Source organism: Nonomuraea sp. NPDC052129, assembly GCF_040680095.1.
GTDB lineage: Bacteria > Actinomycetota > Actinomycetes > Streptosporangiales > Streptosporangiaceae > Nonomuraea.
On sequence record NZ_JBFAVX010000021.1, the window covers coordinates 56457 to 74048 of the forward strand.

14 protein-coding genes are annotated in these 17592 nt (G+C 71.4%); 8 read left to right on the forward strand and 6 right to left on the reverse strand.

The annotated features are described in order from the left end of the window. The first annotated feature begins 24 nt into the window (after window positions 1–24). From AB0L53_RS36220 to nirD, 5 genes are read left to right on the forward strand one after another with little or no spacing between them, the layout of a single operon-like run. Window positions 25–1335 (forward strand): MFS transporter, encoded by a 1311-nt coding sequence (locus AB0L53_RS36220; protein WP_364003894.1) that lies wholly within the window; start codon window positions 25–27, stop codon window positions 1333–1335. After that, the gene (locus tag AB0L53_RS36225) at window positions 1328–3364 is read left to right on the forward strand and encodes a molybdopterin-dependent oxidoreductase (RefSeq protein WP_364003897.1); all 2037 of its coding nucleotides are present in this window, start codon (window positions 1328–1330) and stop codon (window positions 3362–3364) included. The genes AB0L53_RS36220 and AB0L53_RS36225 overlap by 8 nt, the downstream gene beginning before the upstream one ends. Beyond that, complete coding sequence (locus tag AB0L53_RS36230) at window positions 3361–4755, forward strand: FAD-dependent oxidoreductase (protein ID WP_364003900.1); 1395 nt, start codon at window positions 3361–3363, stop codon at window positions 4753–4755. The genes AB0L53_RS36225 and AB0L53_RS36230 overlap by 4 nt, the downstream gene beginning before the upstream one ends. Further along, complete coding sequence (gene nirB, locus AB0L53_RS36235) at window positions 4752–7184, forward strand: nitrite reductase large subunit NirB (protein WP_364003903.1); 2433 nt, start codon at window positions 4752–4754, stop codon at window positions 7182–7184. Before AB0L53_RS36230 ends, nirB begins: the two co-directional genes overlap by 4 nt. Continuing rightward, window positions 7181–7510, forward strand: a complete 330-nt coding sequence (nirD, locus tag AB0L53_RS36240; protein ID WP_225289070.1) for a nitrite reductase small subunit NirD — start codon at window positions 7181–7183, stop codon at window positions 7508–7510. The genes nirB and nirD overlap by 4 nt, the downstream gene beginning before the upstream one ends. Before the next feature lie 18 nt (window positions 7511–7528). On the opposite strand, the gene AB0L53_RS36245 is transcribed toward nirD, so the two are convergent. Next, a complete protein-coding gene (locus tag AB0L53_RS36245) occupies window positions 7529–7699 on the reverse strand; it encodes a hypothetical protein (protein ID WP_364003907.1) in 171 nt (56 codons plus the stop codon). 194 nt (window positions 7700–7893) lie between these two features. Between AB0L53_RS36245 and AB0L53_RS36250 the strand changes: the two genes are divergently transcribed. Continuing rightward, window positions 7894–8478: a nuclear transport factor 2 family protein gene (locus AB0L53_RS36250; RefSeq protein WP_364003910.1), complete on the forward strand. Its 585-nt coding sequence runs from the start codon at window positions 7894–7896 to the stop codon at window positions 8476–8478. 118 nt (window positions 8479–8596) lie between these two features. Beyond that, window positions 8597–9235, forward strand: coding sequence for a class I SAM-dependent methyltransferase (locus AB0L53_RS36255; RefSeq protein WP_364003914.1), 639 nt, complete (start codon window positions 8597–8599; stop codon window positions 9233–9235). A 61-nt stretch (window positions 9236–9296) separates the two neighbouring features. Here the strand turns inward: AB0L53_RS36255 and AB0L53_RS36260 are convergent, their stop codons facing one another. After that, window positions 9297–9956, reverse strand: a complete 660-nt coding sequence (locus AB0L53_RS36260) for a FadR/GntR family transcriptional regulator (RefSeq protein ID WP_364003917.1) — start codon at window positions 9954–9956, stop codon at window positions 9297–9299. 82 nt (window positions 9957–10038) lie between these two features. Continuing rightward, window positions 10039–10698 (reverse strand): excalibur calcium-binding domain-containing protein, encoded by a 660-nt coding sequence (locus AB0L53_RS36265; RefSeq protein WP_364003920.1) that lies wholly within the window; start codon window positions 10696–10698, stop codon window positions 10039–10041. Between the two features lie 202 nt (window positions 10699–10900). On the opposite strand from AB0L53_RS36265, the gene AB0L53_RS36270 reads away from it, so the two are divergent. Then, window positions 10901–12817 (forward strand): Xaa-Pro dipeptidyl-peptidase, encoded by a 1917-nt coding sequence (locus tag AB0L53_RS36270; protein WP_364003923.1) that lies wholly within the window; start codon window positions 10901–10903, stop codon window positions 12815–12817. A gap of 43 nt (window positions 12818–12860) precedes the next feature. Here the strand turns inward: AB0L53_RS36270 and AB0L53_RS36275 are convergent, their stop codons facing one another. Genes AB0L53_RS36275 through AB0L53_RS36285 form a run of 3 tightly spaced genes read right to left on the reverse strand, consistent with a single transcriptional unit; the run spans window position 12861 to window position 17592 of the window. Then, window positions 12861–15755: a hypothetical protein gene (locus AB0L53_RS36275; RefSeq protein ID WP_364003926.1), complete on the reverse strand. Its 2895-nt coding sequence runs from the start codon at window positions 15753–15755 to the stop codon at window positions 12861–12863. Between the two features lie 53 nt (window positions 15756–15808). Further along, on the reverse strand, window positions 15809–16786 hold the full coding sequence (hemB, locus tag AB0L53_RS36280) for a porphobilinogen synthase (RefSeq protein ID WP_358545199.1): 978 nt from the start codon (window positions 16784–16786) through the stop codon (window positions 15809–15811). 5 nt (window positions 16787–16791) lie between these two features. Then, window positions 16792–17592 carry an aspartate/glutamate racemase family protein gene (locus AB0L53_RS36285; protein WP_358437883.1) on the reverse strand — a complete coding sequence of 267 codons (801 nt, stop codon included), beginning with the start codon at window positions 17590–17592 and terminating at the stop codon, window positions 16792–16794.

The window sequence follows — 17592 nt, forward strand, 5'->3', positions numbered from 1 at the left end:
AGTGGGCCGAGTGTAGGAGGAACGATGGCGCGCTGGATCGCCGAGTGGCACCCCGACGACAAGGCTTTCTGGGAGAGCACCGGCAAGCGGATCGCCCGGCGCAACCTCGCCTTCTCGATCCTGGCCGAGCACCTCGGGTTCACGGTGTGGACGCTGTGGAGCATCGTGGCCGCCAAGATGGGCGCCTACGACTTCTCCACCGACCAGCTCTTCTGGCTGGTGGCGCTGCCCAACCTCATCGGCTCCGTGCTGCGCGTCCCCTACACCTTCGGGCCGGCCAGGTTCGGCGGGGCCACGTTCACCACGGTCAGCGCGTTGCTGCTGGTCATACCGGCGGTGCTGCTCGGGCTGGCGGTCAGCGATCCGGGCACGCCGTACTGGATGTTCCTGGTGATCGCGGCGCTGGCCGGGGTCGGTGGCGGCAATTTTGCTTCCAGTATGGCGAACATCACCTACTTCTATCCGCGCTCGCGGCAAGGCGTGGCGCTCGGGCTGAACGCGGCCGGAGGCAACATCGGGGTCAGCTCCGTGCAGCTGGTCATGCCGCTGGTGATCGGCGGGTTCGGGCTGGCGGCCGCCGGGTGGTTCTGGGTGCCGCTGGCCGTCGTGGCCGCCGCCTGCGCGTGGTTCTTCATGGACAACCTGTCGAGCGCCAGGGCCAAGCCGCGCGAGCAGCTGGCGGTGGCCGGGCGGGCGCAGACGTGGATCATGTCGTTCCTGTACATCGGTACATTCGGCTCGTTCATCGGCTACTCGACGGCCTTCCCGCTGCTGGCCAAGAGCCTGTTCCCCGGCTCGCCGTGGGCGGCGGTGGCGTTCGTCGGCCCGCTGCTCGGCTCGCTGATCAGGCCGGTGGGCGGCTGGCTGGCCGACAAGAAGGGCGGCGCGCCGGTGACCCTGTGGAACTTCGCCGCCATGGGCGTCGGCGTGGTCCTGGTCTGGCTCGGCAGCACCTCGGGCGACTTCTGGCTGTTCTTCCTGGCCTTCCAGATGCTGTTCCTCACGGCGGGCATCGGCAACGGCTCCACCTACCGGATGATCCCCGCGATCTTCCAGGCCAAGGCGGTGGCCGAGCGCGGCACCGGCGAGGAGGCCCTGATGTACGGCAAGCGGCAGGCGTCGGCCGCCATCGGGATCATCTCCGCGGTCGGGGCGCTCGGCGGCTTCCTCATTAACCGCGCGTTCGGGATGTCGTTCGCCGAGACGGGCAGCCCGGCCACCGCGTTCGTCGGGTTCGGCGCCTTCTACGTGGCCTGCTTCGCGCTCACCTGGTGGTGCTACACGCGCAAGGTCGGCGTCTCGCTGGTCGGCAGTCTGGCCCACGCTCGTGTCTGAGGACCGCACGACAGAGACCCATTGCCCGTACTGCGCCCTCCAGTGCGGCATGACGATCACCGCCACGGGGACCGACATCACGATCACCCCGCGCACCGACGTACCGGCCAACTCCGGCGGGGCCCTGTGCCAGAAGGGCTGGACGGCGGCCGACCTGCTGACCAACGGCGAGCGCCTGACCACGCCGCTGCTCCACGGCCGGCCCGTGGCCTGGGACACTGCCCTCGACTACGTGGCCGACCGGCTGACCGCCATACGCGCCGTGCACGGCCCCGACGGAGTGGCCGTGTTCGGCGGCGGCGGGCTGACCAATGAGAAGGCGTACCAGCTCGGCAAGTTCGCCAGGGTCGCGCTCGGCACCAGCCAGATCGACTACAACGGCCGCTTCTGCATGTCGTCGGCAGCGGCCGCCTCGCTCAGGGCGTTCGGGCTGGACCGCGGCCTGCCGTTCCCCATCACCGACCTGGCCGAGACCGACGTCGTCCTGCTGGCCGGCGGGAACGTCGCCGAGACCATGCCACCCTTCGTCCGCCACCTGACCGGGCCGCGGCTCATCGTCATCGACCCCCGCCGCACCGCGACGGCCAAGCTGGCCTGGTTGCACCTGCAGCCCACGCCGGGCACCGACCTGGCGCTCGCCCTTGGGCTGCTGCACCTGGTCATCGCCGAAGGGCTCGTCGACGAGGACTACGTCGCCGCGAGGACCTCGGGCTTCGAGCAGGTCCGTACGTCGCTCGCGTCCTGGTGGCCCGAGCGGGTCGAGCGCGTCACCGGCGTGCCGGTGGCCAGGATGCGTGAGGCCGTACGCGCGCTCGCCTCGGCCGGACGGGCCGCCGTGCTCACCGGGCGGGGAGCCGAGCAGCACGCCAAGGGCACCGATACCGTCACCGCGTTCATCAACCTGGCCCTGGCGCTGGGGCTGCCCGGCCGCCCCGGCTCCGGGTACGGCTGCCTGACCGGCCAGGGCAACGGCCAGGGCGGCAGGGAGCACGGTCAGAAGGCCGACCAGCTGCCCGGCTACCGCAAGATCGACGACCCGGCCGCCCGCGAGCACGTCGCCGCGATCTGGGGCGTACGACCCGAGGAGCTGCCCGGCCCTGGACGCTCGGCCTACGAGCTGCTCGACGCGCTCGGGACGCCCCAGGGGCCGCGCGCCCTGCTGGTCTTCGGCTCCAACCCGGTGGTCTCCGCGCCGCGCTCCGCGCACGTGACCGAGCGGCTCGACGCGCTGGACCTGCTGGTGGTCTGCGACATCGTGCTGTCGGAGACGGCCGCGCGGGCCGACGTGGTCTTCCCCGTGACGCAGTGGGCCGAGGAGACCGGCACGATGACGAACCTCGAGGGCCGGGTCCTGCTGCGCCGCCAGGCCGTACCCGCTCCCGAAGGGGTCAGAAGCGACCTGGAGATCATCCGGGAGCTGGCCGGCCGGCTCGGCCACCGGTTCTCGGCCGAGCCGCGCGAGGTGTTCGAGGAGCTGGGCCGCGCCAGCGCGGGCGGGGTGGCCGACTACGCGGGCATCACCTACGAGCGGATCACCGAGGAGACCGGCGTGTTCTGGCCCTGTCCGTCGCCGGACGACCCCGGACTGCCGCGCCCGTTCCTCGACTCCTTCGCCACCCCCGACGGCCGCGCCAGGTTCGTGCCCGTCGAGCACCGGCCCGCCGCCGAGGAGCCCGACGACGACTACCCGGTCTACCTGACCACGGGCCGCGTGCTCGCCCAGTACCAGAGCGGCGCGCAGACCCGCAGGATCGCCGCCCTGTCCAAGGCCGCGCCGGAGCCGTTCGTCGAGCTCCATCCCGACCTCGCCGAGCAACTGGCCATCACCGCCGGAGACGTCGTACGGGTGCTCAGCCGGCGGGGCGAGAGCACGGGGGTCGCCAGGGTCAGCGACTCGATCAGGCGCGACACCGTCTTCATGCCGTTCCACTGGGAGGGAGCCAACCGTCTGACCAATCCCGCGCTCGATCCGTCATCGCGGATGCCGGAGTTCAAGGTCTGCGCCGTCAGGGTGGAGAAGGTCGCATGAGGCTCGTCGTAGTGGGGAACGGAATGGCCGGGTCGCGGCTGGTCGGTGAGGTGCGGGCACGTGATCCGCACATGCCGGTCACCGTGTTCGGCGCCGAGACCTGGCAGCCCTACAACCGGGTGCTGCTGTCCAACGTCCTGGCCGGGAGCTCGGGTCCCGACCAGGTGCGGCTGCTCGACCCGAGCTGGTACGCCACGCACGGCGTCGAGGCCGTCTTCGGCACCGGGGTGGTGCGCGTCGACCGGAGCGCCCAGACGGTGATCACCGCCGACGGTCGGAGCACACCGTACGACGTGCTGGTCCTGGCCACCGGCAGCGAGGCGGTCGTCCCGCCGGTGCCGGGAGCCGAGCTGGCGATCCCGTTCCGCACGCTCGACGACTGCCACCGCATCCTGGCGGCGGCCGAGCACGGACGCAGGGCGGTGGTGGTCGGCGGTGGCCTGCTCGGCATCGAGGCCGCGCGCGGGCTCGCCGGGCGCGGCCTGCCCGTGACGCTGCTGCACCTGGCCGGCCATCTGATGGAGCGGCAGCTGGACGCCGAGGCCGGGCTGGTGCTCGGCGAGACGCTCACCGGGCTGGGCGTGGACATCCGCACCGGCGTGACGGCCGAGGCGATCCTGGAGGAGGGCGTGCGGCTGGCCGACGGCGAACTGGTCGAGGGCGACCTCGTCGTGCTGGCCTGCGGCGTGCGGCCCATGACGGCCCTGGCCAAGGAGTCGGGCCTGAACGTACGGCGGGGCGTCGTCGTGGACGACGAGATGCGTACCGAGGACCCGGCGGTGTTCGCCATCGGCGAGTGCGCCGAGCATGACGGCACCGTCTACGGCCTGGTCGCCCCCGCCTGGGAGCAGGCGGCCGTCGCCGCGGAGGTCATCACCGGCGGCAAGGCGCTCTACCGGGGCTCGCGGCTGGTGACCAGGCTCAAGGCCAGGAGCGTCGAGCTGGCCGCGATGGGCGAGACCCACCTCACCGAGGAGCACGCCGAGGTGGTGCGCTTCACCCACCGGGCCCGCGGTACGTACCGCAAACTCGTCATCCGCGACGGCCGGCTGGTCGGCGCGATCCTGCTGGGCGACACCGACGCCGTCGGCACGCTCACCCAGCTGTTCGACCGCGGCGGGCCGCTGCCGGGTGATCGGGCCGGGCTGCTGTTCCCCGGCCTGGGGGCGGTCACCGTGGCCGACAGCCCGGTGCTGATGCCCGACGCGGCGAAGGTCTGCCAGTGCAACAACGTGACCAAGGGCCAGATCAGGGCGTGCTGGGAGGCCGGCGCGCGGGACGTGGCCGGAGTGGCGGCCGCGACCAGGGCCACGACCGGGTGTGGGACGTGCCGGGATGCCGTGGAGGGCATCGTTGGCTGGCTGTGTGAGCAGGAAGGGATCTCGGCATGAGCAAGATCGTTGTCGTCGGTTACGGACCCACCGCCCACCGGCTCGTCGAAACGCTGCACGAGCGGGGCTTCGGCGGCCAGGTCACGGTCATCGGCGAGGAGCCCCGCCCCGCGTACGACCGGGTCGCGCTGACCTCCTACCTGTCGGGGACCAGCGTCGAGGACCTCACCTACCCGGTGCCGCCGGGCACGGTGACCAGGCTCGGCGGGCGCGTCACCGGGATCGACCGCGCGGCCCGTACGGTCACGCTGGCCGACGGGTCGGCCGAGTCGTACGACGTGCTCGTGCTGGCGACCGGGTCGGCGCCGTTCGTGCCGCCGGTGCCGGGCGCGGAGCACGCCTACGTCTACCGGACGATCGACGACCTCGACGCGATCAGGATGGCCGCCAAGGACGCGACCGAGGGCGTGGTGGTCGGCGGCGGGCTGCTCGGCCTGGAGGCCGCCGACGCGCTGCGCGGGCTGGGACTCAAGACGCACATCGTGGAGATGAGCCCCTGGCTGATGCCCCGGCAGGTCGACGAGGGCGGCGGCTCGGTGCTCAAGAGCCACATCGAGGGGCTCGGGCTCAGCGTGCACGCGGGCGCGGGCGTCAAGGAGATCGTCGCGGGCGAGCGCGGCGTCACCGGCCTGCGCAAGCCCGACGGAACACTGCTCGACGCCCAGATCGTCGTCTTCTCCGCCGGGATCAGGCCGCGCGACGAACTCGCCCGCGCCAGTGGGCTGGACGTCGGCGAGCGCGGCGGCATCGCGGTGGACGCCGGGATGCGCACCTCGGACCCGGCGATCTACGCGATCGGCGAGTGCGCGCTGGCGGGCGGCATGGTGTACGGGCTGGTCGGGCCGTGCTTCACCATGGCGGAGGTGGCCGCGGACCGCATCCTGGGCGGGGCCGCCACCTTCGACGGGGCCGACATGTCCACCAAGCTGAAGCTGCTCGGTGTCGAGGTGGCGCAGTTCGGCGCGATGGACGGGGCGCTCGACGTCACCTACATGGACCCGGTGGCCGGCGTCTACAAGAGGCTGTTCATCAGCGACGACGCGCAGACGCTGCTCGGCGGCATCTGCGTCGGCGACGCCTCGCCGTACGGGTCGCTGCGGCCCTTCGTCGGCAAGCCGCTGCCCGCGGCGCCGTCCGACCTGCTGTTCACCGGGTCGGGAGCCGAGCTGGACCTGCCCGACGACGCGCAGGTGTGCTCGTGCAACAACGTCAGCGCGGGGACGGTCCGCACCGCCATCGCCGACAAGGCGCTCACCGACGTGCCCGGGGTCAAGGCGTGCACGCGGGCGGGCACCACCTGCGGGAGCTGCGTGCCGATGCTCAAGCAGCTCCTGGAGAAGTCCGGGGTCGAGCTGAGCAAGGCGCTGTGCGAGCACTTCGCCTACTCCAGGGCTGAGCTGTACGACATCGTCAGGGTGCGCGGCATCAGCACCTTCTCGGAGCTGGTCTCCGCGCACGGGCAGGGCAGGGGCTGCGACATCTGCAAGCCGGCCGTGGCCTCGATCCTCGCCTCGCTGCACAACGGGCACGTCCTCGACGGGGAGCGGGCGGCCCTGCAGGACACCAACGACGCCTTCCTGGCCAACATCCAGAAGAACGGCACCTACTCGGTCGTCCCGCGCATCCCGGGCGGCGAGATCACGCCCGACAAGCTCATCGTGATCGGCGAGGTGGCCCGCGACTTCGGCCTCTACACCAAGATCACCGGAGGGCAGCGGATCGACCTGTTCGGGGCCCGCGTCGAGCAGTTGCCGCAGATCTGGCGGCGGCTCGTGGACGCCGGGTTCGAGTCGGGCCACGCGTACGGCAAGGCGCTGCGGACGGTGAAGTCGTGCGTCGGCTCGGCCTGGTGCCGCTACGGCGTCCAGGACTCTGTCGGCCTGGCCATCGACCTGGAGCTGCGTTATCGCGGCCTGCGCGCGCCGCACAAGCTCAAGTCGGCCGTGTCCGGCTGCGCCCGTGAGTGCGCGGAGGCCCGCTCGAAGGACTTCGGGGTCATCGCCACCGAGCAGGGCTGGAACCTGTACGTCGGCGGCAACGGCGGCTTCAAGCCGCGCCACGCCGACCTGCTGGCGGCGGATCTGACCACCGAGGAGCTGATCAGGACGATCGACCGGTTCGTCATGTTCTACATACGGACGGCCGACCGGCTGCAGCGCACCGCCGCCTGGCTGGAGTCGCTCGACGGCGGGCTCGACTACCTGCGGCAGGTGATCATCGACGACTCCCTGGGGATCTGTGCCGAGCTGGACGCCCAGATGGAGCACCACGTCGCCACGTACGTGGACGAGTGGCAGACGACCATCGATGACCCGGACAAGCTCGGCAGGTTCGTGAGCTTCGTCAACGCGCCCGGGGTCCCTGACCCGTCCATCGTCTTCGAGACCGAACGCGACCAGATCAAGCCCGTGGAGGTGGCTGCCCGATGAGTGGTTGGATCCCAGTCTGTGGTTATCAGGGACTGCTGCCGGAGCGCGGGGTGTGCGCTCTGGTGGACGGCCGGCAGGTGGCCGTCTTCCGTACGTTCGACGGCACCGTCCACGCGATCGGCAACCTGGACCCGTTCAGCGGGGCGCAGGTGCTGTCGCGGGGGATCGTCGGCACCCGGCAGGGGGAGCCGACTGTGGCGTCGCCCCTGCACAAGCAGGTGTTCTCGCTGGTGAGCGGGGTGTGTCTGGATGAGCCGGAGTTCTCCGTCCCGGTCTATCCGATACGGGTGGAGGCCGGGCTGGTGCAGGTGGGTACGGGCGCCTAGCGGACGCCCGGGTCGCTTCTATGGTTCGGCCAATACGTCCGCCGGTGGGTACACGTGGGCGGCCTGATGTCCCACCGGCAGGACACAGCGCCGGTCGGAGTCGACGCTGGCGCAGCGCTCCGCGTCGTCGCGTTGCGGCAGGGGCTCGGGTTCGGGGGTAGTGCTCAGGATCGTCTCCAGGTGCGGCACTCGTTGGACGCTATCGGCGAGGCGGCGGCCGTTTGGTCGCGGCCCGGCAACGATCCAACCTCTGAACGATCTCATCAACTCCTGTGAAGGTTACTGTGAGCAATCCCAGGGGCTGAGGCGGCAGCTGGTAAAGGGGTCGTCCGAAGTGGACAAATGGCGCATTCGTGACAGCTTTTGCGGGGAATCACCCCGCTATGAGCACAAAATCCCAGGCCAGAGCACTCCTGCTGGCGGCAGTCGTCCCGGCGTTGCTCGTCACGGGCTGTGCCGCGGGCGGTAACGATATGCGACTCATGGGCGCGGCGGCATCGCCGATGCCCTCCGAATCAGGCCCGACACCGTACGAATCGGAGTCGGGCAACATGAGCCCGATGCCATCCGAGTCGGGCAACATGAGCCCCGAACCATCGGCCTCCGAGAGCGCGTCCATGGCGCCGATGACCACGCCGCGCGCGGCCGTAATGGCGTTCTTCGACGCCGCCAAGGCCGGAGAGCCGGACAAGGCCGTCGAGGCGTTCGCCACCGACGGAATGGCGGCCGTGGAGGGCAAGCCGACCGCACAGGGCACCGACGCGCTGACCACACTGTTCAAGGAGCTGTTCAAGGCGAAGATGATCGCCACGCACACCATCGACGAGACACGCATGATGGGCGATGTGGCCTTCGTCCGGACCACCAGCACCGAGGGCAGCGAGAAGTACCGGGAGTTCTTCCTTCTCAAGAAGTCCGGCGGTGAGTGGAAGATCGAGCGCTACATCAACAACACCGTGTCGGAGTGAGCGGGCCGGGTCGGCGCTCGTAAGCCCCTGACCGAACCAGCCCCCAGCGAGACCATGGCCGCCACAGTGGCGGCCATGGCCATGCGCGGTGGGCCTTGGGGCGACTTAGCGTGGGGGCATGCAGGATCTTTCGGCGTTTCAGCATCCGCGCTTCGCCCGCATGTACGAGCGGCTCAGCGCCGAGGCCGAGCGGCACGGCATGACCGGGCTGCGGCGCCGGTTGCTGTCCGGGCTCAGCGGCCGGGTGGTGGAGGTGGGCGCCGGAAATGGGCTGAACTTCCCGCACTATCCCCCGCAGGTCTCCGAGGTCGTCGCCATCGAGCCGGAGGACCGGCTGCGCGCCCTGGGGGAGCGGGCCGCGGCCCTGGCGCCGGTGCCCGTCACGGTGGTGCGGGGGCATGGCGGTTCGTTGCCGTACGAGGCCGGGTCGTTCGACGCGGCCGTGGTGTCGCTGGTGCTGTGCTCCGTCCCCGACTCGGCCGTGCTGCTGGCCGAGCTGCGCAGGGTGCTCAGGCCGGGTGGCGAGTTGCGCTTCTTCGAGCACGTACGCTCGGCGAGCCCGGTCCGGGGCGTGCTGCAGGATCTCATCACTCCGCTGTGGCGGCTGATGGCCGGAGACTGCCGCCCCAACCGGGACACCGGGGCGGCGATCCGAGAGGCGGGGTTCGTGATCGAGGACGCCGACCGGTTCGTCCATCGGGCTACGCCGGGGTCGCCTGCCCTGACCCACATTCTCGGCCTGGCCCGCAGACCTTAGCCACCGAGCCGACCGCAGGTCGGCAGAGGCCGCTAGGGCGCCGTCAGAGGTCGCCAGGTCGTCAGAGGTCGCGTTCCTGCTGGTCGAGGATGGCGACGGAGATCGCCACGGCGGCGCCGGGATCGCCGTCCTCGATCGCCCGCAGCAGCTCCTCGTGCGACCCGTCGAGCACCAGCGCCGCCTGCTCCATATGGCGGACGCTGTCGCGCAACGCGTCGCTCATGCTCCGGTAGAGGTCGCCGAGCAGCGGGTTGTGCGCCGCGTCCGCCACCCGCAGGTGGAAGTCGACGTCCGCGTCGGCGAACGCGTCCACGTCGCCCGCCCGCCCGGCCGCGTCCCGCCGGACGAGCGCCTCCCGCAGGCCGGTGAGGTCCTGCTCGGTCCGCTTCCCGGCGGCCAGCCGGGCGGCCACCATGTCGAGGCCGCGCCGCACGTCGATGATGTCCATCGCGGCCGCCTTGGCCAGCCGCCTGCCCAGCGCGACCTGCGACTCGTCGACCGCCGTGACGTAGGTGCCGTCGCCCTGGCGGGTGGTCAGCAGCCCGGAGTGGGCCAGCACGCGTACGGCCTCCCGCACCGAGAGCCGGCTCATGCCGAGGGTCTCCGCGAGCCGGAGCTCGGACGGGATCTTCGTCCCCACCGGCCACGCGCCGCTGGTGATCTCCCCCCGGAGCTCCTCGATCGCGGCGTCCACGAGGGAGGTCCGCGCCACGTTTCGCATGAGCCCGTTCGCCGATTCTCAGTGATTGCCTAAAGGAAACCGTATCCTAAGCGGCTGTCAGGTGATCGGTCATCGGCCGGGGTCAGCGCTCGCAGACGAGGCCGTCGCCGTCGCGGTCCTGGTACCAGGCGTACTCGGGGTCCACGCCCTTCCGGTACGGGCCGTACCCGGCGGCGTTGGCGTCACCACAGGTCCGGTAGCGCGGGTCGTCGGCGCCAGAAGTCGGAGTGGGAGTCGGGGTGGGGGTCGTGGTGCCGGTGTCGCACTTGCCGGACCAGATGCGCAGCTTCTGCCGCTTGGCCACGGCCTCCTCGCTCCGCATCACTTTGATGTAGCGGTCATTCGGTTTGACCAGGACCGCCTTCGCGTAGCCGTACCGGACGAGGTTGCGGTTGACGTGCACGCCCTTGGCGTTCCACACGTAGAACAGCCGGCGGCCGAAGCCGTCCACGGGCTTCTTGTCGGCGACGACGTACGCGAGCCGGCCGACCGGCAGCAGCGCCGCGGTGCGCTGGGTCGCGGCCTTGCCCCAGCACTGGCCGCGCTCGGGGGCGTCCGACTCCAGGAACATGACGCGGGTCTTCTTGCCGTCGCCGGTCGTGACGTCGATCGTGTCGCCGTTCACGATCTTGGCCACGCGTACGCTCATCGCGCCCTTCGGCACTGCGGCGGGAGGTCCGGCGGCGTACGCGGGAGCGGGAACGGCGAGCAGGACGACGGCGGTGAGGCTGATGATGCGCATGGGCCCTCCAGGGGGTCGGGATGGATCGGTTAGAGACTGGAGAGGACGCCTCATCGTTCACGGAGGTGCACTCACGTCACTGACCGGATGCGGCCATATCCGCCCGACACGCCTCTGCACGTAGGTGCACCGGATCTTGTCAGGCCCCCTGCCGGGTGAGAGATTGCGGGTACTTTGGCGCCCATCGTCTCGGAGGACACGCGTGCCTCAATTACGCCCGGCCCTCATCGCCGTCGCCCTGACCATGGCGATCGCGAGTCCCGCGCAAGCGGCCGCCGGACCCAGGATCACCGTTGAGAACGGCCGTACGCAGCCGGTCTTCTCCTACGCGGACGCCGTCCGCGAATACGTCTACGTCGAGTCGAGCGTCGACAGCGATTCCGACGGCCGGCTGGACAGGGTACGCGTCGACATCATCAGGCCCAAGGAGTCCGGTCCCCGGCTCAAAGTGCCGGTGATCATCGACGAGAGTCCGTACTACGACAACTCTGGACGCGGCAACGAGGCCGAGCGGAAGGTCTACGACGCCGCCGGGAATGTCACGAAATTTCCGCTCTTCTATGACAACTACTTCGTGCCCCGCGGCTACGCCGTCCTGAACGTCGACATGCTCGGCACCACCAAGTCCGAAGGCTGCCCGGACATCGGCGGCAAGGCGGACGTCCTGGGCGGCAAGGCCGTCGTGGACTGGCTGAACGGCCGGGCCAAGGCCTACCGCGCGGACGGCACCCAGGCCGTGGCCGACTGGACCACCGGCAAGGCCGGGATGATCGGCAAGTCCTACGACGGCACCCTGGCCAACGCCGTCGCCGCCACCGGCGTACGCGGCCTGGAGACGATCGTGCCGATCTCGGCGATCAGCTCCTGGTACAGGTACCAGCGCTCGAACGGCGTGGTCTACAACTACGACTACGCCTCCTGGCTGGCCAACTACGTCGACACCGACCCCGAGGCCAAGTGCCAGGCCGTACGGGATCGCATGGATGCCGAGGACGGCGATGCCACGGGCGACTACAACGCCTTCTGGGCCGAGCGCGACTACGTCAACGGCCTGCTCGGCGACGCCTCCAAGGTCAGGGCCAGCGTCTTCGTGGTGCACACCGCCAACGACCTGAACGTCAAGCCGGACAACTTCTCCACCTGGTGGCAGGCCCTGGCCAAGCGGAACGTACCGCGCAAGATCTGGGTGGGCCAGTACCAGCACGTGGACCCGTTCGACTTCGAGGGCCGCAGGGACGTGTGGGTGGACACGCTGCACGGCTGGTTCGACTACTGGCTGCAGGGCGTACGCAATGGGATCATGAACGCCCCGCGCGCCGACGTGCAGACCGGCCCGACGCAGTGGATCACCCAGCGCGACTGGCCGGCGCCGTTCGCGACGAACGTCCCGCTCCGGCCGGCCGCCGACGGCTCGCTCGGCCTCGCCGCCGCCCGGCGCGACGCCAGCGCGTCCTTCACGGACGTGCCGCTGGACGAGGAGGAGATGATCGCCGACGTCGGTACGGCCAAGCCGGGCCGGGTGGCGTTCACCAGCGGCGCGCTCCCGCTCGACCTGCGCCTGTCCGGCACGCCCACGGCCGACCTGCGGGTCAAGCTCGACAAGCCGGCCGCCAACCTGACCGCCCTGCTCGTCGACTTCGGCGCGGCGAACCGCGTCGACTGGGGGCGCGGCCAGGGCATCACCACGCTCGCCGAGGAGGACTGCCACGGCGACAGCACCGCCGCCGACGACGCCTGCTACCGCAAGGTGACCACGAACACCGTGACGCGGCCCGCCGAGATCGTCGCCCGCGGCTGGATCGACGTGCAGAACCGCGACTCGCTCAGCGCGTCGTCGCCGCTGCCGGTCGGGACGTGGGGCAGGGTCAAGTGGCAGACGCTGCCGCACGACTACACCTTCCGGAAGGGACACCGGATCGCCCTGGTGGTCGCGGGCACCGACACGACGTACACCTCTGAGGCGGGCACGGGCGCGAACGTCACGCTCGACCTGGCCAGGAGCAGTGTGATCGTGCCGTTCACGCAGGGGGCGCCCCTCGTGGACGTGCCCAAGGACACGACACAGTTCCGCGGACCGGCGCGGATCGACCTGCCGGAGCCGGAGAACTCCTTCTTCTAAGTTGGCTCTGTGGTGGCGGGTCCGCCCGCCACCACATGGAGGTTCATCCAGAGCCGGGCAGCGGCTGGTGCTGGGCTCCCTCGCCGCCGGTGGCGGGCCAGCCGCAGTTCGTCCAGTAGCCGCTGCCCTTGCCGTCGGACACGTACGATCCCTTGGCGTTGGCTACGGTCCAGGACAGGCGCAGGGTGAGTGTCCCGCTGCCGCGGACGAGGCCCGTGGTGCTCTGGCCGTTGCCGCTGGACGTGCCGGTCCACCTTACGGTGACCTTGCCGAACTCGGTGGCGGGCGGCCCCGGGCAGCCGGGCCGCGACGCGGGCGCCTGGACGCGGAACGCGTGCGCGGAGACCGCGATCCCCTTCGTCCCGGACACCGTGGTGATCTTGCAGCTTCCCGGACAGACCAGCCCGAATGATCCGGTACGGCGGGTGCCCAGGTTGATCGACGACGGCGACAGCCTCGCGACCGGCGGCCTGGAGCCGGGCAGACTCACCTTCTGCGGCCGGACCTCGCCGGTGGCGGTGTCGCTCATCTTGGAGTCCGGGTTGGCCGTCGGGGCCGCCGGCACGTCCGTGGGCGGTGGGACCACTGTGGGGTTGAGCATGAGGTTGGGGGTGCTCCCGCTCCCCGGCGGTACGGCCGGGGCACTGCCGGGGCCGGACAGCTTGGTCTGCGGCTCGGGCACCTCGGGCTGGTGGCGGCTCTGGATGCCGGACCAGGCGAGGCTCGCCACCAGCATCCCGGCGCCGACGAGCAGCCCCACCGTGGCTATGGACCGGATGGAGAACCGGCCGTCGGACTCGTACTCGCCCGGGCGGTTGCGCCAGAACTCGGTCTGCTGGTCGTCCGGACGGTTACGCCAGAACTCCGACCCCGGACCGTCCGGCCCGTCGTCGTCTGCGTCACCGTCGGTGCTCTGGGTCGCGACCAGCAGGTCTCGGTGCTCGCCGGTGGCCATGATCAGGGCGTCTCGGAGCGTGGCCGCGGTCGTGAACAGGGCCTCCGCGCGGGCGTCGGCCTGGGTGCCCGCGTGGGTGTCCGTCGTGGGGAACGGCGCGTCCCAGCGGGTGCCGGGGGCGGTGATCAGGGCGTCCCGTTGGGCGCCCGCGATCAGGGCGTCCGTGGTTGGGGTCGCGCTCTGGGCGCCGGGCCGGGTGCCCGTCGTGGCGAACTGTCCGTTTCGGCCGGTGTCTGCGGTGGTGGGTTGTCCGTTTCGGTGGGTTTCACCGATGGTGGTCTGGGCGTCCCGGTGGGTGTCGGGGGCACCCCGGCGGTTGCCGGGGGCGGTCGCGTCCCGGTGCGGGCTCGTGGTGGTGGCGTCCCGGCGGCTGCCCGGGGCTGACGGGGCCGGGCGGCTCCTGGCGGCGGGGGTGTCCCGGCGGGTGCCGCTGGCCGCGACGAAGACGCCCTGCCGGTCGCGGGCGGTGGCCACCAGGACGTCCCGCTGGCGGTCCCCGAAGGGGTGACGACCACGCGGTCCGGCACCGCCCGGTCCACGATCGGACGTGTCGGGCGGCGCCTGGCCGTTCGATGTGTCGGGCGGTGCTTGGCCGTTCGACGTGTCGGGCGGCGCCTGGCCGTTCGACGCGTCGCGCACGGGCGGGTCGCCGACTGGGGCGCTCAGCACGGGCGGTCCGCCGATGACCAGCCCGGGCAGCCGCAAGACCGGCTCCGGCGCAGGGCTGGCCGGGGTGTCACGGGGGGGAGCGGCAGGCGCCTCATAGACGGGGGCGGCCAGGAGGCCGGGAGCGGATGGGCCGGTGGCTGGAGTGCGCCGCGGGAGGACCCCGGCAGCGGGTTTCCGGGCGAGTGGAATGGTGGTCTCGTGCTCGAGAGCCGCTGAAAGCGCATCCGGATCGGACCGCTGGTGCGGGATGGCGGTCGGGGCGTCGCTGCGGTGTGGGGCAGATGTCGGAGCGTCACTGCGGGATGGGACAGAGGTGGGGGAGTCGGAGCGCGGTGGGGCAGCGGCGGGGGCGCCGAAGCCCGGTGGGGCAGCGGCGGGGGCGCCGGAGCGGGGCGGGGCGGAAGCCGGGGTGCTGGAGCGGGGCGGGGTGGGGGCGCGGTGGCTCCTGTGGGGTTTGCGTTCCTGGCCGGCGGCAGCCGCGCCCGCCGCCGGCCAGGCGCTACCCCTGATCGCCGCCGTGGGGTCGGCGATCGGGGAGATCAACATCGGGGCGGCCTCGACCAGCCCCCGAACCTGCACGGGGAACCCGTCCACCCGCCACAGCTCGCCCGCGTCCGGAAGCGGCTGAGCCCACGTCAGGCGGTCGCGCAGCGTGGGTGGAGCGGTGGCGATGGGCAGCTCGCGCAGCAGTGTGGCCGCCACCACGGCCCGGGGCGCCGCCCGGCACGTGGGGCAGGTGGGGATGTGGCGGCTGATGCGGGCCCGGTTGCGCCGCGTGGGCGTCGTCGCCCAGGCCGTCACCTTGGCCGCGAGCTGGCCACAGCCGTTGGCGGACCGGGCGGCGATGACGGCGGAGAACCAGCGCTCGACCCCGCGGGCCGCCTCGGTCACGATGACATCCACGTCCGGAGGCGTCACATCGAAGATCACGGCGATCTCCTGATGCGCGAGGCCGTGCCGTACGGACAGGTCCAGCAGCTCCCGCTGCGGGCCGTCCAGCGCGCGCAGGGCCTCGGGCAGCAGGTCCGGCATCCGGCCGGAACGCGACCACGAGCCGATGCTCGCCGGGCCGGCCACGGCCGCGCGATGCGCCCGGGCCAGCCCATAGAGCCACGGCCGCACCAGGGAGGAGTCGACGACCCGGTGCGTGTGGCCGTACGCCGACAGCAGCGCTCCGGCGACCGCCAGCTCGGCCTCGCTCTGGGCGAGTTCCGTGCGGCAATAGTCATAGAGGTGGGACCCGTACTCGTCGCACAGCTCGCGGATTTCCTCGCGTACGTCGTCGGTCAGCGTCCGCCACATCACCCGTGCCACCTCCTTGAACCTCGTACCGTCACCGAAAAGCGTCCAGAAAGCCTCCAGAAGCCTCAGCCGGGTAACTGCTCCGCGATCTCCGTAGCCCAGTAGGTGATCACGCTCCCGGCGCCGGCCCGGCGGATCGCCATGAGGCTCTCCCGGATGGCCCGGTCGCGCATGAGCCATCCCTGGGCGGCGGCGGCCTCGATCGCCGCGTACTCGCCGGAGGTCTGGTAGGCGGCGACCGGCACGCGGACCGTGTCGGCCACCATGCGTACGATGTCCAGGTAGTGGCCCGCCGGCTTGACCATCACCATGTCGGCCCCCTCCTCGATGTCCAGGAGCACCTCGCGCAGCGCCTCGCGGCTGTTGGCGGGGTCCTGCTGGGCGGTCGAGCGGGTGCCGGTCAGCCGCGATTCGACGGCGTCGCGGAACGGGCCGTAGAAGGCGGAGTCGTACTTGGCGGCGTAGGCCAGGATCGCCACCCGATGGTGACCGGCCTGGTCGAGCGCCTGGCGGACGGCGGCGACCTGGCCGTCCATCATGCCGCTCGGGGCCACCACCTGGGCGCCGGCGTTGGCCTGGGCGATGGCGACCTGGGCGTAGGCGCGCAGGGTGGCGTCGTTGTCGACGTCGCCGGTCGCGTCGAGGATGCCGACCTGGCCGTGTTCGGTGTATTCGTCCAGGTTGATGTCGCTGATCACCACGGTGGCGTCGCCGACCTCGGCGGCGACGTCGGCGATGGCCAGTTGCGCGATGCCGTACGGGTCCCAGGCGCCGTACCCCTCGGGGTCCTTGGCGGCCGGGATGCCGAAGATCAGCAGGCCGCCGACGCCGGCGGTGGCCGCGGCCGAGGCGGCCTTGCGCAGGCTGTCACGGCTGTGCTGGACCTGGCCCGGCATGCTGGGGATCTCTCGGGGTTCCTCCAGTCCTTCGCGGACGAACAAGGGCTGGATCAGGTCGGCCGGGTGCAGCCGCGTTTCGGCGACCAGGCCACGCAGCGCGGACGTGCGCCGCAGGCGGCGGGGACGGTCTGCGGGGAAGCTCATGGGTTCTAGCCTCCGATTACCTTGCCGAGAAAAACACGTTCCGCGTGCCTGACGGCGTCCGCGGGCGGGAGCCGGAACCAGTAGCCGGAGGTGCTGCGCGCGGTGATGTTGAGCCGGCGCAGGTGGCACAGGTGTTCGGCCGTCTTGACCGCCAGCCCGTCCGGGTCGATCACCGGCAGGCCGTGCAGTTCGTGCACGCCGAGGTGGACGAGGATCTCGTTCGGGATGCCTTCGGCGGGGACCAGCCACTGCGCCCCCGCGTCCGCCGCCCGTTTGGCGGCCTTCGTGTAGGCCGCCAGCAGCGGCCCGAAGTCCTCGGCCAGGGCCCGCTGGACGAGGGTGGTGCCGTCCTCTACCACCTGATATGAGGCCAGGTCGGCGCCCGCCGCCCGGATGTTGTCGGTGATGGGCTCGGCCAGATGCGGGATGAAGCCGATCAGGCCCAGCCGGTGGCGTTCCATGCGCGCCGCCTGCCAGACCGCGTCGCCGTAGCCGACCACGGGGATCGACACGCGCGAGCGGGCGGCGGCCAGCCCGGGGTCCTGCCCCGCGCCGCTGATCCAGGCCACACACCCGTCGCGTTCGGCCGCCACGGCCGTCTGCGCGAAGTAGTTGCCGAACAGCAGCCCCAGCTGCCCGTATCCGACCAGGTGCTCGGGCAGGTCGGTGCCGTATGTGTCGGCCGGCAACGTGTGGATCTCCACCTCGGTGCCGGGTTCGGTGATCTTGGATAAGTGCTCGGCGTAGAGCTTGTCCAGCAGCGCGGAACGACCCTCGACGGTGTGTTTCTGGAACCAGATGCGCAT

What these genes read in the sequence shown, in the direction of transcription:
- AB0L53_RS36255 (WP_364003914.1), top strand. Translation starts at nt 8,597, where the DNA reads ATGCAGGATCTTTCGGCGTTTCAGCATCCGCGCTTCGCCCGCATGTAC.
- hemB (WP_358545199.1), bottom strand. Translation starts at nt 16,786, where the DNA reads ATGAGCTTCCCCGCAGACCGTCCCCGCCGCCTGCGGCGCACGTCCGCG.
- nirB (WP_364003903.1), top strand. Translation starts at nt 4,752, where the DNA reads ATGAGCAAGATCGTTGTCGTCGGTTACGGACCCACCGCCCACCGGCTC.
- AB0L53_RS36250 (WP_364003910.1), top strand. Translation starts at nt 7,894, where the DNA reads ATGAGCACAAAATCCCAGGCCAGAGCACTCCTGCTGGCGGCAGTCGTC.
- AB0L53_RS36220 (WP_364003894.1), top strand. Translation starts at nt 25, where the DNA reads ATGGCGCGCTGGATCGCCGAGTGGCACCCCGACGACAAGGCTTTCTGG.
- AB0L53_RS36230 (WP_364003900.1), top strand. Translation starts at nt 3,361, where the DNA reads ATGAGGCTCGTCGTAGTGGGGAACGGAATGGCCGGGTCGCGGCTGGTC.
- AB0L53_RS36285 (WP_358437883.1), bottom strand. Translation starts at nt 17,592, where the DNA reads ATGCGCATCTGGTTCCAGAAACACACCGTCGAGGGTCGTTCCGCGCTG.
- AB0L53_RS36265 (WP_364003920.1), bottom strand. Translation starts at nt 10,698, where the DNA reads ATGCGCATCATCAGCCTCACCGCCGTCGTCCTGCTCGCCGTTCCCGCT.
- AB0L53_RS36260 (WP_364003917.1), bottom strand. Translation starts at nt 9,956, where the DNA reads ATGCGAAACGTGGCGCGGACCTCCCTCGTGGACGCCGCGATCGAGGAG.
- nirD (WP_225289070.1), top strand. Translation starts at nt 7,181, where the DNA reads ATGAGTGGTTGGATCCCAGTCTGTGGTTATCAGGGACTGCTGCCGGAG.